The organism is Streptomyces sp. NPDC033229 (assembly GCF_055576875.1).
In genome coordinates this window covers 92,176-114,157 of the sequence record NZ_JBVIQR010000028.1, presented here as the reverse complement: position 1 = coordinate 114,157, position 21,982 = coordinate 92,176, and the positions used below count along the sequence as shown (strand labels likewise).

Annotated in this window: 25 protein-coding genes, 1 tRNA gene and 3 pseudogenes; 25 read left to right on the top strand and 4 right to left on the bottom strand. The window is 70.2% G+C overall.

The annotated features are described in order from the left end of the window. Window positions 1-74 precede the first annotated feature (74 nt). Both ACZ53N_RS24065 and ACZ53N_RS24060 read left to right on the top strand, forming a co-directional pair. Window positions 75-431: pseudogene (locus ACZ53N_RS24065) on the top strand (IS110 family transposase); the annotation flags it as partial. Between the two features lie 2 nt (window positions 432-433). Further along, a pseudogene (locus ACZ53N_RS24060) lies at window positions 434-997 on the top strand (NUDIX hydrolase); the annotation flags it as partial. A 143-nt stretch (window positions 998-1,140) separates the two neighbouring features. On the opposite strand, the gene ACZ53N_RS24055 reads toward ACZ53N_RS24060, so the two are convergent. The 3 genes from ACZ53N_RS24055 to ACZ53N_RS24045 form a co-directional block, all read right to left on the bottom strand. Next, window positions 1,141-1,851, bottom strand: a complete 711-nt coding sequence (locus tag ACZ53N_RS24055; RefSeq protein ID WP_469142868.1) for a creatininase family protein — start codon at window positions 1,849-1,851, stop codon at window positions 1,141-1,143. Between the two features lie 19 nt (window positions 1,852-1,870). Further along, window positions 1,871-3,064, bottom strand: coding sequence for a helix-turn-helix domain-containing protein (locus ACZ53N_RS24050; protein ID WP_469142867.1), 1,194 nt, complete (start codon window positions 3,062-3,064; stop codon window positions 1,871-1,873). A 129-nt stretch (window positions 3,065-3,193) separates the two neighbouring features. Beyond that, window positions 3,194-3,562, bottom strand: coding sequence for a GntR family transcriptional regulator (locus ACZ53N_RS24045; RefSeq protein ID WP_184738463.1), 369 nt, complete (start codon window positions 3,560-3,562; stop codon window positions 3,194-3,196). Window positions 3,563-4,133: 571 nt separating this feature from the next. Between ACZ53N_RS24045 and ACZ53N_RS24040 the strand changes: the two genes are divergently transcribed. The 22 genes and pseudogenes from ACZ53N_RS24040 (at window position 4,134) to ACZ53N_RS23935 (ending at window position 19,763) form a co-directional block, all read left to right on the top strand. Further along, on the top strand, window positions 4,134-4,430 hold the full coding sequence (locus ACZ53N_RS24040; RefSeq protein WP_184738461.1) for a hypothetical protein: 297 nt from the start codon (window positions 4,134-4,136) through the stop codon (window positions 4,428-4,430). Continuing rightward, a complete protein-coding gene (locus ACZ53N_RS24035; protein WP_469142866.1) occupies window positions 4,430-5,080 on the top strand; it encodes a GGDEF domain-containing protein in 651 nt (216 codons plus the stop codon). Before ACZ53N_RS24040 ends, ACZ53N_RS24035 begins: the two co-directional genes overlap by 1 nt. Further along, window positions 5,077-5,283 carry a hypothetical protein gene (locus ACZ53N_RS24030; protein WP_469142865.1) on the top strand — a complete coding sequence of 69 codons (207 nt, stop codon included), beginning with the start codon at window positions 5,077-5,079 and terminating at the stop codon, window positions 5,281-5,283. Before ACZ53N_RS24035 ends, ACZ53N_RS24030 begins: the two co-directional genes overlap by 4 nt. Then, window positions 5,280-5,618, top strand: a complete 339-nt coding sequence (locus ACZ53N_RS24025; protein ID WP_469142864.1) for a hypothetical protein — start codon at window positions 5,280-5,282, stop codon at window positions 5,616-5,618. Before ACZ53N_RS24030 ends, ACZ53N_RS24025 begins: the two co-directional genes overlap by 4 nt. Then, window positions 5,615-6,625 carry a DUF2637 domain-containing protein gene (locus tag ACZ53N_RS24020; RefSeq protein ID WP_469142863.1) on the top strand — a complete coding sequence of 337 codons (1,011 nt, stop codon included), beginning with the start codon at window positions 5,615-5,617 and terminating at the stop codon, window positions 6,623-6,625. Before ACZ53N_RS24025 ends, ACZ53N_RS24020 begins: the two co-directional genes overlap by 4 nt. Next, window positions 6,622-6,861 carry a hypothetical protein gene (locus ACZ53N_RS24015; RefSeq protein WP_469142862.1) on the top strand — a complete coding sequence of 80 codons (240 nt, stop codon included), beginning with the start codon at window positions 6,622-6,624 and terminating at the stop codon, window positions 6,859-6,861. Before ACZ53N_RS24020 ends, ACZ53N_RS24015 begins: the two co-directional genes overlap by 4 nt. Next, a complete protein-coding gene (locus ACZ53N_RS24010; protein ID WP_469142861.1) occupies window positions 6,861-7,244 on the top strand; it encodes an RRQRL motif-containing zinc-binding protein in 384 nt (127 codons plus the stop codon). Before ACZ53N_RS24015 ends, ACZ53N_RS24010 begins: the two co-directional genes overlap by 1 nt. A 28-nt stretch (window positions 7,245-7,272) precedes the next feature. Then, a complete protein-coding gene (locus tag ACZ53N_RS24005; protein WP_467065172.1) occupies window positions 7,273-7,515 on the top strand; it encodes a hypothetical protein in 243 nt (80 codons plus the stop codon). 11 nt (window positions 7,516-7,526) lie between these two features. Then, window positions 7,527-7,844, top strand: coding sequence for a hypothetical protein (locus ACZ53N_RS24000; RefSeq protein ID WP_469142860.1), 318 nt, complete (start codon window positions 7,527-7,529; stop codon window positions 7,842-7,844). Between the two features lie 1,267 nt (window positions 7,845-9,111). Beyond that, window positions 9,112-9,840 (top strand): hypothetical protein, encoded by a 729-nt coding sequence (locus ACZ53N_RS23995; protein ID WP_469142859.1) that lies wholly within the window; start codon window positions 9,112-9,114, stop codon window positions 9,838-9,840. Window positions 9,841-9,920: 80 nt separating this feature from the next. Further along, window positions 9,921-12,251: a P-loop NTPase family protein gene (locus ACZ53N_RS23990; RefSeq protein ID WP_469142858.1), complete on the top strand. Its 2,331-nt coding sequence runs from the start codon at window positions 9,921-9,923 to the stop codon at window positions 12,249-12,251. Window positions 12,252-12,463: 212 nt separating this feature from the next. Then, window positions 12,464-12,658: a hypothetical protein gene (locus ACZ53N_RS23985; protein WP_469142857.1), complete on the top strand. Its 195-nt coding sequence runs from the start codon at window positions 12,464-12,466 to the stop codon at window positions 12,656-12,658. A gap of 34 nt (window positions 12,659-12,692) precedes the next feature. Further along, on the top strand, window positions 12,693-13,007 hold the full coding sequence (locus ACZ53N_RS23980; protein ID WP_469142856.1) for a hypothetical protein: 315 nt from the start codon (window positions 12,693-12,695) through the stop codon (window positions 13,005-13,007). Between the two features lie 15 nt (window positions 13,008-13,022). After that, a complete protein-coding gene (locus ACZ53N_RS23975) occupies window positions 13,023-13,370 on the top strand; it encodes a hypothetical protein (protein ID WP_469142855.1) in 348 nt (115 codons plus the stop codon). 17 nt (window positions 13,371-13,387) lie between these two features. After that, window positions 13,388-13,759, top strand: a complete 372-nt coding sequence (locus ACZ53N_RS23970; protein ID WP_469142854.1) for a hypothetical protein — start codon at window positions 13,388-13,390, stop codon at window positions 13,757-13,759. 90 nt (window positions 13,760-13,849) lie between these two features. Next, window positions 13,850-14,281: pseudogene (locus ACZ53N_RS23965) on the top strand (DNA cytosine methyltransferase); the annotation flags it as partial. Between the two features lie 531 nt (window positions 14,282-14,812). Beyond that, window positions 14,813-14,983: a hypothetical protein gene (locus tag ACZ53N_RS23960; protein WP_469142876.1), complete on the top strand. Its 171-nt coding sequence runs from the start codon at window positions 14,813-14,815 to the stop codon at window positions 14,981-14,983. An 89-nt stretch (window positions 14,984-15,072) separates the two neighbouring features. After that, a complete protein-coding gene (locus tag ACZ53N_RS23955) occupies window positions 15,073-15,975 on the top strand; it encodes a bifunctional DNA primase/polymerase (RefSeq protein WP_469142853.1) in 903 nt (300 codons plus the stop codon). Further along, entirely contained in the window at window positions 15,972-16,331 is a 360-nt protein-coding gene (locus tag ACZ53N_RS23950; RefSeq protein ID WP_469142852.1) for a hypothetical protein, read from the top strand. Before ACZ53N_RS23955 ends, ACZ53N_RS23950 begins: the two co-directional genes overlap by 4 nt. A 14-nt stretch (window positions 16,332-16,345) precedes the next feature. Further along, entirely contained in the window at window positions 16,346-17,878 is a 1,533-nt protein-coding gene (locus ACZ53N_RS23945; protein WP_469142874.1) for a YfjI family protein, read from the top strand. Window positions 17,879-18,180: 302 nt separating this feature from the next. Then, window positions 18,181-18,378 carry a helix-turn-helix transcriptional regulator gene (locus ACZ53N_RS23940; RefSeq protein ID WP_469142851.1) on the top strand — a complete coding sequence of 66 codons (198 nt, stop codon included), beginning with the start codon at window positions 18,181-18,183 and terminating at the stop codon, window positions 18,376-18,378. Next, on the top strand, window positions 18,378-19,763 hold the full coding sequence (locus tag ACZ53N_RS23935; protein WP_469142850.1) for a tyrosine-type recombinase/integrase: 1,386 nt from the start codon (window positions 18,378-18,380) through the stop codon (window positions 19,761-19,763). The genes ACZ53N_RS23940 and ACZ53N_RS23935 overlap by 1 nt, the downstream gene beginning before the upstream one ends. Window positions 19,764-19,952: 189 nt before the next feature. On the opposite strand, the gene ACZ53N_RS23930 is transcribed toward ACZ53N_RS23935, so the two are convergent. Beyond that, window positions 19,953-20,025 (bottom strand) — tRNA-Arg (locus ACZ53N_RS23930). 304 nt (window positions 20,026-20,329) lie between these two features. On the opposite strand from ACZ53N_RS23930, the gene ACZ53N_RS23925 reads away from it, so the two are divergent. Further along, complete coding sequence (locus ACZ53N_RS23925; protein WP_469142873.1) at window positions 20,330-21,979, top strand: dynamin family protein; 1,650 nt, start codon at window positions 20,330-20,332, stop codon at window positions 21,977-21,979. The last annotated feature ends 3 nt before the right edge of the window (window positions 21,980-21,982 follow it).

Sequence of the window (21,982 nt, the reverse complement as noted above, 5' to 3'; positions counted from 1 at the left end):
TTCTATTAGAGCGCCGCGTGCTCCGCACGGAGCTGACCAGCACATTGACACAGTGCACGGACGGGAGAACGACGTTGAATAAGGTCTTCTGCGGCATCGACTGGGCCGAGAGCCATCACGACATCGCCCTGGTCGACCAGGACGGCACCCAGTTGGCCAAGCAGCGCATCAGCGACGACAGCGCCGGATTTCACGCCTTGCTGGAGCTGCTCGCCCGCCACGGCGACACCCCGGAAAACCCCATACCAGTGGCCATCGAGACCCCGCGCGGCCTGCTGGTCGCATGCCTGCGCGCCACCGGCCGGAAGATCTACGCCATCAACCCGCTGGCCGCTGCACGTTACCGCGACCGCAGCAGCGTCGCCCGCGCCAAATCAGACGCCGCCGATGCCCGCGTCCTGGCGAACATCCTGCGCACAGACACGTCAGCTCTCCCGGAGTGCTGGAGCAGTGGCAGATCCACGGCGAGCGCACCGTCTACGACAACCGGTGGGTGAAGCTCGCCCTGGTCGACGTCGAGCCGCCGGGCGTCGAGCGGTTCGAACATCATGTGGTGCGGCTACAATACGTGGCCATCGCCGCAGTGCTCGACGACCAGGACCGCGTCCTGTTGCTCTGGCGGTACCGCTTCGTGCCGGACAAGTGGGGCTGGGAACTCCCTGGGGGCATCGTGGACGCCGGGGAAGACGCCCTTGCCACCGCTCTACGGGAAGTGGAGGAGGAAACGGGCTGGCGACCGGACGCCCTGGAGCGCGTAGTCACCTATCAGCCCATGGTCGGCATGGTGGACTCTCCTCATGAGATCTTCGTCGGGCGCGGGGCTCAGCACGTCGGCGACCCAACGGACGTTGAGGAAGCCGGCCACGTCGAATGGGTGCCCCTGGCCGACATTCCCGGGCTCATGGCTCGCGACGAGCTGATGGGGTCAGGCACGCTGGTTGCCCTCTTGCACCTGCTCGCCACTCGTGGCGACGGGGCCCCTAGAGCCGCCCGGTAATCTGCTCGATCCGTCGGCGGTGCCGCACTGCCCGGTGCGGCACGCCAGCAACCTGGCCTCCCGCAGGTGCTCCTGCGGCTGATCGAATTCCGCACGGTGGTGGGGCTGCGATGTGACCTGACAGGGACACCCGTGGGCTCCGGTTACTTCTCGCCGAGAACCGCGAGGTGATCGCCGAAGCTGGCCACAAGGCTGCTCAGCACTGCTTCGCCCTTCTCCGCTGAGGCGTACGAGGGGAAGCCGATAACCCCGCTGTCGGTGTACTCCCTCATCCCCAGTGTGAGCAGAAACGGCCTGTCGCCGCCGTCGTGGTCCGCGGTCTCGTAGCCAGGGCGCACGAGCGAGGGTTCCGCGTGGAGCAGGATCGAGGTCTCGATCTCTCCTGCGTGCATGTCGTCATGCGCGTTGGAGACCAGGCCCGCGTGCTCCCTTGCCCGAGCCCACTCGCGTCCGTGAGGGAACAGCGTCATCCGCGGTTCGACGAGGTTGGCTTCCTGGACGATGTTGGAGAGCACGTAATTGCCTCCGTGCGCGTTGACGAGCACGAGCTTCCGGACGCCGGAGGCTTCCAGCGAATCTGCAATATCGGTTACCACTGCGTGCAGGGTGCGAGCACTGATGCTGACGGTGCCTGGCCACGTCCCGTGCTCGTGGCTGCACGCGATGCTGATCGGCGGGAGGGCAAGCACCCTGTACGCGGCGGATAGCTCGCGCGTGATGATGCAGGCGATTGCTGTATCCGTGATCAGGGGGAGGTGAGCCCCGTGTTGCTCGTACGAACCGATCGGGAGTACGGCCACGCGCGGAGACTGCTCCTGAACATCGGCGGTGGTGATCGTGGGCAGCAGGTTCACGGTGCTCCTTCAGTCCGGCTCAGGTCTCCTTCATACTGCCCAGCAGCCGGTTCAGTTCAGCAATCTCCACCAGTTTCCGCCACGGCGTGAGGTGCGTCTGTAGTCGGCTCAGCTCCGCGAGGATGCGGGCCGATCCTGTCGTCTGGGCGATGTCCACGGCTTGTGATGCCGCGCTGTACGCGCCCATGACGTCTTCGAGCTGGGCGTATGCCGTAGCGAGCCGGGCTAGGCAGAGGCCGCGGTCCCGTTGCTGTTCCGCAGGCCACCGGGTCAGGCTCTCTTCCAGTGTCCTCACGGCATCCTGAGGGCGCCTGAGCTGGAGAGCGCAATTTGCCGCTTCCATGTCGATGTACGAGACCGAGCAATACGGCGCGAGATTACCGCCCTCATCATCGCTTGCCCCGTCGGCAAGACTCCGGGCTTCATCGAGGGCACGGGCGCATTCGTCCGCCATCGACTGCCCCAGGAGCGCGTAGGAGTTGGCGCGTGCTCGGAGGGCCACAGCTCGGACCTGGTCGGGGAGCCGGCCGGCGTGCCTCAGCGCTGCGTTGGCAAGCCCAGAGGCGTAGCCCGCCTGACCCGCTTCGGCGGCGATGTTACTGCGGCGCTGGAAGACGTACGCGTTTAGGGCGGGATCATCTAATTCGGACGAGTAGTGGAGAGCGCGGTTCGTCCAAAGCATCGCCGACTGGGAGTCTCCGGAGTCCTGGTGCAGCCAGCCCAGGAACTCGGCATAGCGGACCCCTACGCGTACTACGTCGTCCCGGAGGGGCCCCGACGCTTCCTTGCAGAGTTCCTCAATGAGCGGCATCTGGCTCTGTACGGCGGGCACGAGGAAGCGCGGCCCGACAAGAGGCTCAGCCTGCGCGTGCTGGATGAACACCGACCGCAGGTAGTCGAGAATTTCGGGACTCGCCTTTGGTGAGAGGATGCGCGGGCTGGGTAGCGTGGGAAGGGAATCGAGCTGGGATGGCGCGGTCTCCACCACGAATCCGAGTTCGACCCGGGTGGCCTGGTAGACCTCACAGAAGATCGCTTGGTATTCCTCTCCCGGGGTCCGCCGGCCGTTCTCGAACATGGAGACCTGCGTCTTCAGGCTTGATGGCGCCGGTAACTCGATTCCCAGTCGTTCGGCAGCGACCGCCATCTCGCTCATCAGCTCAGCCTGCGGCCAGCCTCGATCCGCACGGGCTGCTTGCAGCTTCGTCTTCATCGCGCCCCCAGCGTCAGGCGATGCGGCGGACCCACATCATCGCCCAATATGCGCCCCGAGGTGCGGAGTTAACAGGTAACAGGCGCCGGGTGTTAGCCCTGTCCACTGTGGATCGGCGCCACATGAGGCCTACTGGTTCTCGACAGCACGACCGGAAAGCTCGGCTTCGAGTCGTTCGATCCGGCCGTGAAGATCGGAGAGCTGGGAGGTGACATGCTTCAGTTCGACCTGAAGCTCACGGAGGCCCATAGCGGTCTGCTGGGCGGTGGGCTCACCCTTCACTGGGTCAAGCACGAAGGTGCCGCTCCCCGGGCGACCTTCGACCAAGCCCTCTTCGGCGAGTTGCCCATACGCGCTTTGCACGGTCATGAGGGCTACGCCCAGCTTCTTGGCGTAGCCCTTGGCGCCGGGCAACCGCGTTCCGGGGCCGTACGTCCCGTCGGCGATCTCGCTGCGGAGCTGGGCGGCAATCTCCCGGGCGTTGGGCTTCGAGTCCATCAGTAGAGCGTACCCAACCTAGGTCGTTTGGACTTTCCCACCCGGAGCCCTTGACGGCAACGAAGTGACCTAGGTAGCTTCTTCTCAGGCAACCGACCTAGGTTACCTAGTGATTGGTTCGGGGTGGCGCGTGGCAGCTCGGCTCCAGCCGAGTGAAGCGGACCCCAGGCCACCGCAACTGCATTCACCGCAAGCACCTGCACGACCCGACGGGCCCGGGGAGATCAGGCTCAGGAGCCCCGCATTGGACGGGGGGAGGTACCCGGCGCCTTTGCAGTCCGGAGGGCACAGACCGAAAGGTCACGTCTCTGCCTAAAACGGGCCATGGCCACGCTACCTGATACGGGCGCGGCAGTCCCGAAGGAGACATGCACAGCACTTGCTCAGCCTTCCGCAGCACCGATTCTGCGCTGCGGCCGGTTGCCTCCTTCGCCCGTCCGGCCGTCGTGGTCGTACGGGCGGGGTTGAGGGGAGCCGGGATACGGCTTCGCCCCGGGGTGGTCACCTCTCGCCAAAGACGTACGGCTGCCCCGGGTCCCTACCCCTTCCCGAAGGTCAGGAGATCCCTGCCATGAAGACCTATGTCGGCGGCCAGCGGGCCGCCAGTGCCGACGAGTTCATCGAGTTAGCGCTCGGTACGCCGCTTGAGCTGTGGCTCGGCGAGCCGGATGAGAGCGCGGAGGAGCGGGCGGCGCGTCTGGACGCGGCGCGGGACATCCTTGCGGACGACCCGGCTCTGGTCGACTCGGTCACCCAGCTCGCCGTGGAGGTCCTCGGTGCCCACGCTCCCGCGCTGCTCAACGTCACGGTGCTCGACCGGCCGCGCACGGGTCGGGGGCGGGCGTCGGGTAGGGCGGTGGCGGCGTGATGAACGCCTTGGTCACCGCATCGGTTGCCGCCGGTCCGCTCGCGGTCGGCTGGTCGCTCCACGCCCTGCTTCTCCGTCGCGAGGTCGCCCTTGCCCGGCGCGACCCGCTGACCGGCCTGCTTGGCCGTGACTCCTTCACCACCACCGCCCGCCGTCGGCTGCGTGCCCCCGGTGGGGTGGTCGTGCTGGTGGATCTGGACGGGTTCAAGCAGGTGAACGACACCTACGGCCACGCCGCCGGTGACGAGGTCCTGGCCACCGTCGCCGTGCGGCTGAAGTCGTGGGCGCAGGTGCGTGGCGGGTGCGCGGGGCGGTTGGGCGGGGATGAGTTCGCCGCCACGATCACCTGTCCGGCGCTGCGTGACCTGCCGTGCGAGCTGCACATCCTGTTCGACCTGCTGTGCGTCCCGGTCACCTTCCGGGACACGGCACTGCCCGTGGGGGCGTCCATCGGCGCGTTTCCCGTGGCCGGCCTCCCCGATCCCGTCTTGCACCGTGCGCTGCGGCGGGCGGATGAGGCGATGTACACCGCGAAGCGGGCCGGTGGCGGGTGGCAGATCGCCGACGGACCGATCCCCGCGATGACGACCACCAATGGCCGGCGTACCGGCCGCCCCGGCACCAACCCCCGGTCTGGAGGATCCCGATGACCGCGCTGCGCCACCGTCTCTACCGCCGTCTGCACCCGCGCCGCTACCGGGCCGGGCAACTGGCGGAACAGCGGCACCAGTTCCTCGACACCGACTCGCGGCCGGTGCCCGCCGACTACCCCCGGACCTGCAACCAGGCCACGGTCGCCCGCCAGGAGCTGGCGAACCAGGCCGGTGCGAACCCCTTCGGAGGTGCGGCATGAGCGCCCCGGCCCTGTCGGCGCTGAACGCTCCCCTGCTCGCTCTGCGGGTGTTCAGCACGGAGTTCGCGCACCTTCCCGCCCCCGCCCTGAGCGTGTCCACGATCTTCCCGGACCGGCTGGAGCTGTCCTTCCACGACGACCTTCGCGCGTTCGAGGCATGGCGCAGCGCCCTCGGGATCGCCCCTTCGTCGGTCAGCTACCACGAGCAGAGCGGTGGCCGTACCCGTGTCCTGACGGCAGAGACCGACTGCGAAAGCGCCCGGGTGCATCTGATCGGCTATGCCCAAATCCCCGACGATGGCGGGGGGCGTTCACGACAGGGGGCGGACCTGTGAACGCTGCTCAGGTCCGTTCAGCCGAGTGTGCTCTGTCGGTGGGGATGTGGCTGATCGTCGTCGGGGCCATGCTCTACTCGGTCCTCACCGTCACCCCGCTCATGGCCGCCCACACCCCGGACGCGTGGGACTGGACGTCGCCGATCCTGCCGCTGGTCGTGGATGCCGCTGTGGTGATCGTGGTCCGCCTCGACTCCGCCCTGGCCCGTCTCGGCGGGCGCGGCGGCCGGTGGCCCATCGCCCTGCGGTGGATGACCGGCGGCATGACGCTGGCCCTGAACGTGGGCGATTCCGCGCTGCTCGGCGACATGGTCGGCGTGGCCGTGCACGGGGTGGCGCCGTTGCTGCTGATCGTCACCGCGGAGACCGGGCTGGCCTACCGGCGGGCCATCGCCGCCGCCGTAACGGCCCTGGAAGCCCGGCAGCGGGACGAGCGCGAAGCGGCACGGAAGGCCGCTGCCGAGCGTGAGGAGGCGGCCGATCGGCGGGCCCGTGAACAGCGGGACCACGAAGCCCGGGTGGCCCGTGAACAGCGTGAACACGAGGCCCGTCTGGCCCGCGAGCAGGCCGAGCGGGAAGAGCGCGCGCGGCGGGAGGAACGCGACCGTGCGGAGGCCCGGGAGCGTCAGGAGCGGGCCGAGCGTGAGCGCCGTGAACAGGAGCGTGAACAGCAGCAGCGCGAGCATGAACGCCGTGAACGCGAGGCTGCCGAGCGTCGTGAACGCGAGCGTCAGCAGCGCATCGAGCGTGAGCGTCGTGAACGGCAGGAGCGTGCCGAGCGGGCCGCGCGTGAACGCGCCGCACTGCTGGCCGCCGGGCCGGCCACGGAGAAGCAGCCGGAGGAGCGGGCCCGCGCTACGGTCCGCGCCGCCTTCGAAGCGGGCCTGCCCGTGCGCACGGCGGCGGAGCTGACCGGCTGGTCTACCGGCTGGGTCTCCTCCCGCTACCAGGAGCTGCGCGACAACCCCACCCCGACGCCCCGGGTTCTCGAAGGAGTCGCCCCGTGAAGCCCTCGCCGAACGCCAGCCCGCTGGAACCAGCGGACTTGCTCATCCGGATGCACAACCTCGTCGGTGCCGCGGTCGACGTCACCGGCCGCAGCTACGGCAAGAACTCCCGGTGGACGTGCCACGGCTGCGGTGCCACTTCGGAACACCCCGTGCGCGACTTTCTGCCCTTCACCAGTGGCAGGGCCAACGCGCACGCCGCACAGTGCCGGGCCGCCTACCACCGCCTCGGCTGATGTCGCCGACCTTCGGCCGGTGCTACGACCCCACCGGGGCCCGGTACGGGATACCGACGTACCCGTGGCGCCTGGCCCCGGACGGCCTGGCCACCCGCCGACAGCTCCGCGCCCGCGGCCTACGCCCCGGTGGCCAGCCGATCGCGGCGCAGCTCATGCGCCAAAACCGCCGCCGGGGCGGAGTGCAGGTCGCCTACCTCTACCCGCTCACCGGGGCGAAGCCCGTCCGGCCGATGACACCCGGCCGGCGGGCCGCCCTCGACCGGGCCATGACGGCCCGCCGCACCTGCCCCAACTGCCGTGCTGACGCCGGTTACTGCATCCCGACCTCGCTCGGGATGTGCGTGACCTGCGCCTACCCCGAGGCGCAGCGCACCGCCTGACCACCTCAACCGTTCAAGGAGTTCTGCTGTGACCACCCAGACCGAGCAGAGCAGCATCCCGGCCGCCCAGACGCAGGGATCCCACCACTGGATCATCACCCTGGAGCTGCCGGGCCGTCTGACCTCCAGCCTCTACGGCACGTGGACCCCGCCGGCCGGAGCGACCCGCCACGACGTCTTCACGGCCATCAAGAACCACATCACCTCGGCCAACCCGGACCTGGCCGGAGCCAACACCATGTTCTTCGCCCTGGAGCCCAACCAGCTCTGAGGGGTGTCGACTTGAAGCGCCGACTCGGCCGTCTCCTCTTTCCCGCTGCCGCCACCGTCGGCGCGGGCGTCGCTGTCTCCTACGCGGTCCGCCTCCACGCCTGCAAGGTCCCCGCCCTGGACCTTGCGGCGTGTGTTCTGGCGCTCTTCGCCACGGTCACGACGGCGGTGCACCACCTGTTCGAGGCGGCCACCGCGACTACGCACCGGTGCCGCGTCGACGGCTGTGACTTCCGGGTGCGGATACGGACCACCGACCCGGGCGAGAGCCGCCGGTGGCAGGAAGCCGCCGCCTCACACCCCTCCCACACCCTCACCCAACGCCCCTGACCGGGAAGGACACGTCATGGATTGGAACTGCCAGCACTGCACCACCCAGAACCCCGCGGACGCCGAGAACTGCCGTTCCTGCGGCCAGCCCTGGGGTTCTCACCCCGCCCCGCTGGTCGAGCCGCGCGACTGACCCGCGCTGCCCGGACTGCGCCGGTGTTTCGGCGCCCCCGGCCCGCTTGTCTAGGGCCTGGCCGGGGGCGCCTTCTCTCACTCCGAAAGGAGAGCATCACCAGTGTCTGACACCGACTTCCTTGTTGACGACGACACCGAGATATCCGAGACAGATGAGCAGACCCGGCCCGGATCCGACCCGGGCTCCGGGCTGCGGCATCCGGAGCGGGCGTCGACTCCGACGCCGCATGTTCCTGGTGGTCTGCCGGCCGTGCCGCTGACGGTCATCGGCGCGAACACCACCGTGGCAGCCGCGTCCGCCGCTGTGGTCGCTGCTGGTGGCCTGGCCACTGGTCTTGCGGCCGGGGGTGTGGTGGCGGCTGCGGCCGGTGCGGCCGCGTTGCGCCGCCGTGCGGCTGCCAGGCAGGCCAAGGCCCTGTCCGCAGGCTCGGTTGGGGCGCGGGGCGGGGGCTTTCGGGCCCGTGCGGCTGCCGCCCGGGTCGCCCGCGCTGCTGGTGCGTCGGCAGCTGGCCGGCGCGGCGGATCCGGCGCCCGGACCGCCGCCGGGCGGGCCGGTGGCGCGACCCGCCCCGCCCGGGGTGCCGCGGGTTCGCGGTCGGTGGGGGCGGCGAAGGGGGCGGGCAGGAGTGGGGCGCGGTCGCTGCGTGCTGCCGGTGCTGCCGCTAAGCAGCGGGCTCGTGATGCGGGCCGCACGGCCAAAGGGGCATCTGCCCGGGCCAAGGGGGCTCTCGGTGCGGTTCGGGCGGCGCGGGCTGCCCGGCAGGCCGCGGGCCCGACGCGGGGGCAGCGGCGGAGCCAGGATTCGGCCGGCCAGCGGCGTCTGGCCGATGCGCGCCGCGCGGCAAAGGCCGCCCGCAAGCAGGACAAGCGCTCAAGGAAGGCCGCGAGCGCGGCCCGGGGCGGCTCCGGGCACGCGCCGGGCGGCAAACGTTTGGGCCTGTCGAAGTCCCCGAAGCCGGGGGCCGGTGGCCGCCGGGGCGGTGCCCGCGGTGGCCACGGCGGTACGGGCAGGTCCGGCCGTACTCGCACCCCGGTCCGGGAGAGGCTGCGGCAGGCCGGGCGGCAGGCGCGGGCCCGGGCCCGCGCGGTGCGGGACAAGGTGACCGCTGGTCGTCTCGCCCGTGCTCGTGCGGTGCGCAGGCGTGCGGGTGCCCGGGCGCGGATGTGGCGGCGCCTGACCGCCTCGGCCTTGCGGTGCTATGCCCGCAAGTTCCTGGCGGCCGCTGTCGCGGTGCCGTTCTTCGCGATCGGGATGCTCACTCATCCGCTGGGGGAGCGGCTGGGGTGGCGGTGGCTGATGTGGCCCGGCCAGCGCGTCTACCGGGCCCTCGCAGGCCAGGCGAACCGGGCCCGCCAGGCCCGTGACGCTGCCATCCGCGCCGACTACGCCGCGCAGATCAAAGCCGCCACCGCCCCGGCCGCCGCACCTGTCGCGGCGAAGGTCCGCCGGGCGCCCCGCACGCACACCAATCATCGTGCCAGTTTTGGAGGTTCGAGCATGACGACCCCCGCCGGTCCCGGCTTCCTGTTCAACGAGGCCGCCTCCGACATGGAGAACGCGGCCGCGTCCTACAACCCGGACGGCATGATGCACGTCCACGACACGATCCAGGGTTTCCCCGACGCCCTGGAATCCGTGGCGAATACGTTCGCGATCCTGGCGCGTAAGGCCGACGACGAGATGCCGTTGGAGCCGGAGGTCGGCGCCGCCCTGGACCAGATCTACAAGGCATTGCAGCAGGCGATCGACGAGGCCGAGGAAGCGTTCAAGGTCTTCCGCACGGTCCATGAGCAGGACATCAAGCGCCACGAGAGCCCCCGCAACGGTGACGAAACGGGCTGGGACACCACCAACAACTAACCCGCCTTCTCCACTCCGTCTGTCCGGGCCCGTACACCGCTTGGTGTGCGGGCCCGGGCCTTTCCGGCAGGAGCCGCAAGGTGACAGAGGAAACGACCACGGCCCGGGAGCGCCGCTCCAAAGATCTGGGCCTGAAGAGCACGAAGAAGACGTCAGGCGACGACAGTCGGTTGCCGCCGCTGGACTGGGCCCGGGGCCACGGCCCGATCACCGGGGCCCTGTCCGCGACGACCGGGGCGGCCGCTGTCGCGCTGCTGGGGACCGCTACCGGGATGCCCGACGGGTGGCCGCTGCTGATCGGCGCGGCCGGGGCGGCCGGCCACGGCATCGGGCACACCATCCACCGCAAGCTCACCATCCGGACCGCTGTGGCCCGCGCCGCGTCCTGGCTGGTCGCCGGTGGCTGGACCACCTGGGCCATGGCCCACGGCCCGCTGTCGTGGACCGCGGCCGGGACGCTCGCCGCGATCGGGGTCGGCACCTGGGCGGCCGCCTCGCACACCGCCATCTGGGAAGAGGCCGCGGAGGAGGAGCGGTTCAGCGCGGCAGCCAGGGCGGCGGCCGCTGGGATGGACGCCCGCCGCCGCGAGATCGCCCGCGTGTGGCAGGACCGGATCCAGCGCGTGACCACGGTCGACGTGAAGGTGATCGCGGTCGAGTTCTGGGACACCGGCGCCGGATACTCCCTGGAAGCCGAACTGCCCGGCGGGGGCGTCACTTGGGATCGCATCAGCACCCGCTCTCGCGCCCTGGCGGCCGATGCCCGGCTGCCGTTGGGCTGCACGGTGCATGTGGAAGAGGGCGAAGCCCAGGGGCTGGTCGTGCTGGACGTCATGACCGTGAACATCATGCGGGAAGAGAAGCTCTACCCCGAGGACTACAGCCCCCTGTCGGTCCTCACGGGTATCCCGTGGTGCCTGCGGCCCAACGGTGAAGAGATCCGGGTCTTCCTCCGTGAGGCGTGCGCGCTCTTCCTGGGTCCGCCCGGGTCGGGGAAGTCGACGTTCCTGGACGTCATCCTGGCGGGTTTCGCCCGCTGCACGGATGTCCTGACCTGGGTCATCGACCTCAAACAGGGCGCCGTCGGTATCCCGTGGGTGACCCCGTGGCTGGAGGCAGAAGGGCTCATCGAGCCGGACGACGCGAACAACAAGGCCCCGGCCGGCACCCGCCCGGGCGTCGACTGGCTTGCGTCCACTCCCGCCGAAGCGATCCGGATGCTCAAAGCCGCGCTGAGGATCAACAAAGCCCGCCAGCTCCACTACCAGAAGCTGATGCGCCTGAAGGACACCAACCTCCTGCCGGTCTCCGCGTACCTGCCGCAGATCGAGATCGTCATGGACGAGGGCGCCGAAGCCCTGGCCCACGCCAACAACCGCCGCCAGCCCGAGAAACGGGAGCTGGCAGAGCTGATCACAGAGGTCATGCGCACCACCCGGGCCATGGGCATCCGGGAAGTCCTCACCGCCGTCGACGGCAACCTCTCCTCGATCGGCGACACCGTCGTGAAACGGTTCTCGCCGGTGTCCGTCGCGCTGACCTCGGGGGAGAACAGCGGACACAACGTCGGCAAGCTCTTCCCGAAGGTGCGCATCGACTCCTCCCAGCTCAACGAGAAGGGCGCCGGCATCATCGCCGACAGCGGCGCGGACGGATTCGCCGCCACCGAGTTCAAGGGCTGGAAGTCCCGTCCGTCGATGGTCCGCCGGGCCGTCCTCGCCACCAACGCCCTGCGCCCCACGCTGGACCAGGTGTCGGTGGAAGCCGCAGGCGAGGACTACTGCAACCGCTGGAGCCCGGACCGGATCGGCTGGCTGGTCACCGCAGCCAAGACCACCACCGAAGATGACAGCGGGGACACCACGCAGACCCCGGCAACCGGAACGGCGACCGCCGTCCTGGACCCGCCCGAGACCGGCTCGGCCTCGTCCCGGCGAGACCGGTCGCTGAACCTCTCCTACCGGCGCAAGGACGCGGAAGACCCCGACGACCTTGCCGCCCAACTGCTCGCCGAGATCGACAAGACCTTCGGCACCACCGACGAACCCACCCACCCCACACCGCCACCCCAGCCCGAGCGACCCGGCCTGAACCTCTCCTACCAACGCCACGAGGATGAGGGGGAGCCGCCGGCCGAACCCGACGAACCCGGCCCGGAGCAGACCCCACCGCCGGAACCGCCCGCACAGTCAGGGGCGGCCGGGCCCGACTGGCTTCCCCGGGCCATCGAAGCGATCCGGGACGCCGGTCCCGACGGGCTCAAGCCCAGTGCGGTCGCGGACATCGTCGGCCGCTCCCGGGCCACCGTCCGCACCGGCCTGCAGAGCGCCGCGGACCGGGGAGAGCTGATCTACCGGGACAACGGCCCGTACTCCGTGTACATCCACCACTCTCACGCGGACGGTAACTGAGAGCTACTGGTCACTGGTCAGTGGACACCATCCACTGACCAGTAGAACCCGCGCCCACAAGCCAAAACGCCAGGGATCCCGGGTCTCCACTGGCTAACCACTGACCACTGACCAGTAGCCACTGACCACTAACCAGTAACGCAACGTCACTATCGCGGGCGGCCTCCACCACCACCGGGGGCCGCCCGCGTCCTGAGAGGAGCACCCACCACGTGATCGTCACCGCATCCGCCGCCGTCCTCCTGGCCGTGATCGTCGTCCTCCTCCTGCGCTCCAAACGCCTCCACTTCGGGCCCGGCCTCGCCGCCCTGTTGCTCGGGTTCTGCCTCGCCTCCACCGGCGCTGCCCCGACGGTCAACCGCTTCCTGCTCGCCTGCGCGTCCGCGCTCAGCAAGCTCGGCGCCTGAACCCCGCACCACCCCCAACCGAGAGGGAACCTGCATGCGCCACGAACCCCCGCCCGACGGGCGGTTAGGGCCGATGGCCCCCCACATCCCCGCCGACCTCTACCGCCAGGCGCAAGCCGACGGACGCCCGATCGTCATCGTCCAGCGCGCCGACCCTGCCCGCCCGGCGCGGTCCCACCTCGGCCCGGTCCTGATCGGCCTGGCCGTCGCCTTCGCCGCCATGGGCATGGCCGCCGCCGCCCTGGCCCTCTTCGAGTTCGCGGTGCGGACCGCCGCGATCATCGGCTCCCTCTCCGGACCGATCACCCTCGGTCTCGGCCTCAAGCTCTTCAACCCCAAAACCAAGTAGAGAGAGGGGACGACCATGCGAGCACTGCCCCGCGTGATCCGCCGCATCCTCGCCCGCCATCGCCTCGCGGTCCGCTGCTGGTCCGGCTGGGTCTCCACGAGCCGCTGGGGCCGACCCATCGGCCCCCGCCCGATCCTGGCCCTGCACCGCACCCCCGACCCGCACTGCACCACCTGCGGCGGCACAGGCACGGTGATGTGCGCTGGCCCCTACCCGGACGAGCCGGACTTCGACGAATGCGATTGCACGCCTTTCCTGCCCCTCGCCTGGATCTGGCTCCCCAAGCCGCCGGGCTGGGCGCGACAACACCTCCAGGCACGCCGCATCCGGCGCGCCGTCTACTCCGACGAACCGCCGTTCTAACCCCGAGAGGAAACGTCGTGTTCGAGATCCGCGCCATCCGCAAGGCGTACGCCGACGCCCCGAAAATCGTCGACGAAATGGCCGACGTCTTCACTCTGGCCATGCGCCTCCACAAGCCCGGCGGGCACAGCCCGGCCGCCGACCGGGAGTACAGGCTCCGGAAGGCGGTGCTACTCGACCGAGTCGCGCTGAGTAAGGGCAAGCCGTGGGACCCGGAAGCGGCGGCCGACGCCGAATGGGCCGCCGAGGAAGCAGCGGTGGCATTCACCTCCGCTGACCGACTCGACGGCTCCGACGCGGGGCCCATGACACCTGAAATCGCCCGCCAGCAAGGCGCCTACCGGGACTACGTGCGCCAGGAGTACGCCCGCTGGCTGGCTGACCAGTAGCTACGCCCGGGGCGGCCGCCCTCTCGCCAAAGACGCGCGGCCGCCCCGGTCTCTACCCCCCCGTTCCCGAAGGAACAGGAGAACCTCAGCATGGCCGAAGCCTCCGACGCTTTACGGGTCGGATCACTGTGCACCGGTTACGGCGGCCTGGATGCCGCCGTGATGGGCGAGTTCGGCGGGTCCCTCGCCTGGGTCGCGGACAACGACCCCGGCGCGAGCCGGATCCTCGCCCACCATCACCCCGCAGTGCCGAACCTCGGCGACATCACCACGGTCGACTGGTCAGCCCTCGAACCGGTCGACATCCTGTGCGGCGGCTACCCCTGCCAGCCGTTCAGCACCGCCGGCCGACGGAAGGGAACCGCTGATGCCCGCCACATCTGGCCCCACATCGCCCGTGCCCTTGGCGTTCTACGACCCCGATACTCGGTCTTTGAAAACGTCGCAGGGCACCTTTCCCTCGGATTCGACACCGTCCTCGCCGACCTTGCCCGCCTCGGGTTCGATGCGGAATGGGTGTGTGTACGCGCGTCGGACATCGACGCCGCCCACCAGCGCAAACGCCTCTTCCTCCTCGCCCGCCCTACCGACGCCCAGGGCCCGCGACTCCAAAGGCCGGGGCTTCCCCGACGGCCTGCCGACCGGGGCAGCCCTGTTGCCCACCCCCTCCACCTCGGAGCACACCGGGGCGGGACACGCGGCACAGGGCGGGATGAACCTGCGGCACGTCGTCTCTCTGCTGCCCACACCGGCGACAGCGGACTCGAGGGACACGGCGAATTTTCGTCCGGACGGGACGCCCTACGGAAGCGGATACGGGATGACCCTGACCGACGCCACGCGGCTGCTCCCGACACCCCGGGCCTCGGACGGGGAGAAGGGCGGTCCGAACCAGCGCGGATCAAAGGGGGACCTGCCCCTGCCCTCGGCAGCTCACCGGATTGGGGCCCCTACTCAGCCGCCATCGCCCGATGGGCAAACGTCATCGGACGGCCCGCTCCCCGGCCAACTGACGCTCTGGGACGGCTGAACCCACACCTGGTGGAATGGCTGATGGGCCTGCCCGCCGGCCACGTCACCAGTGTTCCCGGCCTTTCCCGCGCGGCCCAGCTCAAAGCCCTCGGCAACGGCGTCATGCCCCAACAGGCCGCCGCCGCCCTCCGCCTACTCAACAACTGCCCCGCACCCACGGACCCACACCTGCCCAGGGTTCCCGCGGTCTAGATATGCCCCGGGGCGGCCGCCCTCTCGCCAAAGACGTGCGACCGCCCCGGTCTCTACCCCCGTTCCCGAAGGAACAGGAGACCTCCAGCATGACGCATACCCGCAACCACGCGCTGCTCACTGCCGCGCTGAACGCCGCCAAACGCGGCTGGTACGTGCACCCCCTCCTACCCGGCCGTAAAGCCCCGGCCCTGCACGGCGAGCAGTTCTGCCCCCGCACCGGCGACTGTGGACCAGGGCACCGCAAATGGGAGCAGCGCGCCACCCTCGACGCCGACCGCATCCACACGGCGTGGGCGGTGCGACCGTTCAACGTCGGGATCGCCCCCGGCCCTTCGGGGCTGATGGTCGTGGACCTCGACACGCTCAAGCCGGAAGACGATCCGGACACGCCTGACGGCGTGGCCGCCTTCCATGCGCTCTGCGAGCGCGCCGGGCAGGCCGTGCCCCTCACGCACACGGTGCGGACTCCCAGCGGCGGGGCGCACCTGTACTTCAGCACCCCGCCCGGGGTCCGTCTGCCGAGCAGCAAGGGCACGTTGGCCAAGAAGATCGACACCCGGGCATGGGGCGGGAACATCGTCGCAGCCGGAAGCACCACGAGCAGCGGCGCCTACGAGACCGTGGGCACGGCCCCGCTCCTTCCGTTGCCCGACTGGCTGCGTGAAGCCCTCACGCCCCCGAAGCCGCCGAGCAAACCCCTCTCCCTCGTGGTTCCGGCGCAGGTGGGCCGGTACGCCGAAACGGTGCTGCGGAGGGAGGAAGCAGCGATCCGGGCTGCCCGGAAACCGAACCGTGAGGCGACGCTGTTCCGGGCCGCGCGCGCCATGGGGCGGTTCGTCGCGTGGGGCGACATCCCCCGGCACGTGGTCGAAGACGCTTTTCACCCCGCCGCAGAGTCCACCGGACTGCCGCCGGCACGGTGCCGCTCGACTCTACGCAGCGCGTTGAACTGGTCCATCGCCCACACGCACCCCCGGGGGACGACATGAGCACCCCTCCCACCCCCGTGGTGAAAAGCAACTCCCCCACCACCACCGGCCCCAGCCCCGCCGAACCCACCCCGGCCTCCGCCGACAGTGGCGCGCCGAAGGTCGCCGCCCGCCAGGGCGTCCATTCAGCTCTTCGCCCTGACCCGCGCAGGGCAGACGGGCGGTACCCGGTCGCGTGGCTCCACATCACCGCACCCCCCGAACGCAACGTCACCCCCCACGCCACCTCGTGGTGCCAGTGCGGCCGTGAGCGCTCCGCCATGGGACGCCGCGCCGTGCTGCGCCTGATCGAAACCCACACTGCCCACCGGGCCGTCTGCCCGGTGCGTACCGCCGAAGGGAGGAACCCGGCGTGAGTACCCCTGAGGAGATGAGCCCGGATCTGTGGGAGGGGTTCGACCAGCTCGACCCCGAACAGATCACCGGCCCGGCATGGGACGAGCCTGTCCCCATCACGGCCCGCCCCGCCCTGCCCACGTTCCCCGTCGACACCCTGCCCGCGTGGCTGGGGGACATGGTGCGGGGTGTGGCGGAGGAGACGCAGACGCCCGTCGACCTTGCCGGGTGCCTGGCGCTGGCGGTCATCGCTACAGCGGCCGGCGGCCGGGCGAAGGTGTGCGTCCGGGGCCATTGGCGCGAGCCCGTCAATCTCTACACGGCCATTGCCCTGGATCCCGGCAATCGTAAGTCCGCGGTCTTCGACCTCATGGTCCGCCCGCTGCTCGATGTGGAGAAGACCCTCATCGAGCTGTCCGGGCCGGTGCGGGCCGAAGCCGAGACCACCATCCGTCTGGCCAAGTCCGCCGCCGACAAAGCCGCCCAGAAGGCCGCCACCGCTGAGCCCGTTGCCCGGGATGCCCTCACTGCCGAAGCGGTCGCCCTGGCACAGACGGTGGAGGAGATGACCGTTCCGGCCGTGCCGCAGCTCATCGCCGACGATGCCACCCCCGAAACCATCGGCACCCTGCTCGCCCAGCAGGACGGGCGGATCTCCTGCCTGAGTGCCGAAGGGGAGCTGTTCGACATCATCGCCGGGCGCTACAGCGGCCGCCCCAACATGGGCATGTTCCTCAAGGGCCACGCCGGAGACATGGTCCGCGTCAACCGCCAGGGGAGGGACTCCGAACACATCGACTCCCCGGCCGTCACCATCGGCCTGGCCATCCAGCCCGAAGTGCTGGACTCCCTGGCCCGGATCGACGGGGCCGACGGGCGCGGCCTGCTCGCCCGCTTCCTGTACTCCAAGCCCCAATCCCTAGTCGGCAGCCGCAACCTGTCTCCCGCCCTGCTATCCGAGGACACAGCCGACCTCTACGCCCGCAAGCTCGGCGGCCTGACGCTGGCGCTGGCCGACTGGACCGACCCCGCGATCCTGACCCTGACCCCCGAAGCGGACGCGGTGATCCTGGCCTTCCAGAAGGTCACCGAATCCCGGCTGGGGAAAGGTGGAAGCTTCGCCCCGATCGTGAAGTGGGCTTCCAAACGCGACGGTGCCGTGGCCCGCATCGCCGGACTGCTCCACCTGGCCACCCACCCCGAGGACGGATGGCACCGGCCGATCGAAGCCGCGACCATGGCAGCCGCTACCGAGCTGGGCGACTACTTCACCGCCCACGCCCTGGACGTCTTCGACGCCATGACCGCAGCACCCGCTCGTGACGCCGCCTACGCCGTGCTCGCCCACCTGCGGGCCAGCCGGATGGATGGGTTCTCCAAGCGGGAGCTGTTCCGGACGCTGTCCCGGGCGGACTTCCCCGCCATCGGCGACCTCGACCCTGCCCTGGCGTTGCTCGAAGAGCACGGGTGGATCCGCCAGCAACCCCAGCCCCCGCGCACCGGACGCGGCGGCCGGCCGCCTTCCCCCCGCTACGACACCCACCCCCGCCTCAACAGAAGCGCGTGACGCAACCCCCAACCCGCTGACAGAACCGACAGAACCTACCGCGCAGGCTTCTGACCTGCGCAAACCCCCGTGATCGCGGCTATGACAAAACCTCCGGAAACTCCGACAGAACCCCCGAGCCTCAAGCGGGCCCCCGTGACAGAAGCCCGCCCCTGGAGGTTCTGTCGGAGTTTTTTCGAGTTCTGTCACAAGATCCCGATTCGTCGAAACCGCAGGCCAGCGGCCTAGCGGGCCGATTCTGTCGGTTCTGTCGGCGCTGCGGGGGTTTCCGTACCCTGCCCTGCCCGCCAAGGAGGCACCGCATGACCACCTCGGTCAAGCATCGAGGTCTTCTCACCGTCACTGAGATCTGCGAGGAACTCGGCATCCCGCGCAGCACCTTCTACGACTGGCGCCAGAAGAAACGCGCGCCGCGCTGCATCAAGCTTCCGAATGGCGACCTTCGGGTGCGGCGGAGCGACCTGGATCACTGGCTTGACGACCACGAGGACGCCGCCTGATGGAGAGCACGTACAAGGTCAAGTTTTGGAAGACGGCCGTCTACAAGGGCAAGCGCGGCACGACCTATACGGTTCGCTGGACGGTCGACGGCCGGGAGTGGCGCGAGCCGTTGGGGACGCGCGCCCTCGCGGACGCGTTCCGTTCAGGTCTGGTGAGCGCCGCCCGCCGGGGCGAGCCGTTCAGCGTCGAGACCGGCCGCCCCCTCTCCTACCGGTCGGGGGCGGCCGCTGTGTCCTGGTACGACTTCGCGGTCCAGTTCGCGGATCACCAGTGGCGGCGGACAGCAGGGAACAGCCGGAAGAACACCGCCAAGACCCTCACGGCAGCGACGATCCCTCTGCTGCGCACCGCACCGAGCCGCTTCAAGCCCGTCGACGTGCGCACCTCGCTGCGGGAGTTCGCCTTCAACACGAACCGCCGGGCAGAGGCTCCACCTGAGGTGGCGGTGATCCTCAAGTGGGTGGAGCGCAATTCCCTGTCCATGGCGGCGTGGGAAGATCCGGACACGGTCGATGAAGTGCTGCACACTCTCTTGGTCAAGCTGGACGGGACGCCTGCGGCTGCCTCCTCGGTCAAGCGGCACCGCCGCATTCTGAACGTCGCCATGGAGCACGCGGTCACGCGCAGCATCCTGCGGTCGAATCCGCTGCCCAAGGGACGCGGAGCCGCCCCGAAGACGTCGATGGCGGTGGACAAGCGGTGCCTGATTGACGATGTGCGGGCAGCGCGGCTCCTGGACAGGATTCGCCGGCGGCCGCGCGGGGGCAGAAAGCTCCACGCCTTCTTCGCTACCTTGTACTACGCGGCACCACGCCCGGAGGAAGGTGTGGCCATGTACGTGGAGGACGTCGTCCTGCCCGACGAGGATGCCGAGGACCAGTGGTCTGACCTGCTGTTCCACACGGCACAGCCGGAGGTCGGCAAGCACTGGACCGATACCGGTGAGGTCCACGAAGAGCGCGGACTGAAGGGCCGGGCAGCGGACGACACGCGAACGACTCCGGGGCACCCGTCCCTGACGAAGATCCTGCGCGAGTACATCAGAGCCGAGGGGCTGAAGCCTGGCGACCGGCTCTTCTCCGGCGAGAAGGGTGGTCTGCTCTCAGGATCGGTCATACGGCGTGCGTGGAGAGGGGCCCGACAGGACGTGCTCACCCCTCACGAGTTCGACTCACCCTTAGGCAGGCGGGTGTACGACCTGCGGAACACCCGCCTGACGAAGTGGCTGAACGCTGGGGTCCCGCCCGCTCAGGTCGCGGAGTGGGCGGGCACCAGCGTTCAGGTGCTGCTCGCGATCTACGCCCGCTGCATCGTCGGGCAGCTCCCGGACCTCAAGAGGCGCATCGAGGCCGGGGGAGACCTCCCCGAGCTGCCCCAGGACTGACCACGGGCGCGGAAAACTTCCCCGCGCATTCTCCGTGGCCACCCGTAGAACACCGGTGACAGCCGGACACAGCCGGACAGCAACGACTCACGTGAGTCGTTGCTGTCCGGCTTCACTGCGACCAACGACACGGCCCCTGACCAGCAGAAACGCCCCTCCCGAGGGGAGGGGCGTGCGGTGGAAACGGAGCGCCCCCGGCAGGACTCGAACCTGCGGCCAAGCGCTTAGAAGGCGCCTGCTCTATCCACTGAGCTACGGGGGCCGGTGTTGTGGCGGTCGCGGACGGCTGAAGCCCCGGGCTCGGTGGTGCCGTGACCTTGCCGGGGACAAGGATAGGGCTCCGCGTACCTCGTCCCGGTTGCTTCACCTCCGTGACACGATGTGGAGGTTCGGTGAAGCGGTCCTGATAATCGCAGGCAGGTGCGAATTTTGCATCGCTTTTGACGCCTCACGCGCCGGGTGTTGTGTACTCGTTATGCCTGGGCCTCATTCGCCACGCCTCGCGCGCCATGGGCTATACGCTTCAAAAACACAACAGAATTGGGCATTCTGCACGTGTGGCGACCTTGGACGTACGGCCCCGACTGCTCGACGCGCTGTCCGCACTGCGTGACCGTGTCGACGCCGCACGCTTCCCGCTCCCCCTTCCCGGCGCGGCCCGCGCCCGTCGAAACCGTGCCGAACTCCTGGCGCAGCTCGACGACTACCTCGTGCCCCGCCTGTGCGCTCCCGAAGCGCCCTTGCTCGCGGTTGTCGGGGGATCCACCGGGGCCGGCAAGTCCACGCTGGTCAACTCCCTGGTGGGCCGTCGGGTCACTGAGGCCGGGGTCCTGCGGCCGACAACCCGCACGCCAGTTCTCGTCTGCCACCCGGACGACCACCACTGGTTCGCCGGGCCGCGGGTCCTGCCGGAGCTGCGCCGGGTGTGGGTGCCGGCCCAGGACACCATGGTCCGGGAAGCGTTCAGCGTGTTCGAGGGGGACGGCCCGGCCGGGCTCCAGGAGGCGAGGGACGACCTCGACGGCGGGGCCGACGAACCCGCCTCCCTGCGGATCGAGACCGACCGGTCCCTGCCGCGCGGTCTCGCCCTCCTCGACGCGCCCGACATCGACTCCCTCGTCACCCGCAATCGTGAACTCGCCGCCGAGCTGATCTGCGCCGCCGACATCTGGGTACTCGTCACCACCGCCACCCGGTACGCCGATGCGGTGCCCTGGCACCTGCTGCGGACCGCCAAGGAGTACGACGTCACGCTCGTCACCGTGCTGGACCGCGTGCCGCACCAGGTGTCCGCCGAGGTGTCCCGGCAGTACGCGGCGCTGCTGGAGGCCGCCGGGCTCGGGGACGTACCCCGCTTCACCATTCCGGAGCTCCCCGAGTCCGCCGGCGGGGGCAACGGGCTGCTGCCCGCCACCGCCGTCGCGGGACTGCACGCCTGGCTCGCCCAGCGGGCCCAGGACCCGGCGGCCCGGACCGTCGCCACCGCCCGCACCGTCCGCGGCGTCCTCGCGTCCCTCCAGTCACGGCTGCCCGGCCTCGCCGGGGCGTCGGCCGTGCAGCACGCCGCGGCCGTGCGACTGCTCCAGCGGGTGGAGGACGCGTACGGGCGGGCCGTCGAGCGCGTACGGCGGCAGACCGCCGCCGGCGAGGCGCTCGCGGGTGACGCCCTCACCCACTGGCGCGGCCAGCCGCTCGACAGCACCCCGGACGAACTGCTCACCGCCCTCACCGGCTCCCTCACCGCCCTTCTGTGCTGCGCGGCCGACGCCGCCGACGAGGACATCGCCACGGCCTGCGGCGCCGACCCCGCCGCCGCGGCCGCCCTCACGCCGCGCGACCCGGACGGTGCCGCCGGCCGGATCGGCGTGGCCGCACGCCGCTGGCGGCGCTGCCTGGAGGAGATCGTGGAGGAGGAGGTACGGGCCCTGGAGCGCGGCGCGTCGGTCGACGCCGAGCGGGTCGCCGCCCTCCTCGCCGCGGGCCTGCTGGGCGGCCGGCGCGCCCGTACGGCCGGGGAGACGCTCGCCGAGACACTCGGGGCGCAGGGCGCGCTACGACTGCGCGACCGGGGCGGGCAGTTGCTGGCCGAATGCCTGCAGCAGGTGCTCGACGCCGAGCGGGACCGGCGGACCGCCCCCCTAGACGCCCTCGACGTGACCCCCGACCCCCAGGTCGAGCTCATCGCCGCGCTGTCCGTACTGCAGAAGGAAAGGTGACGG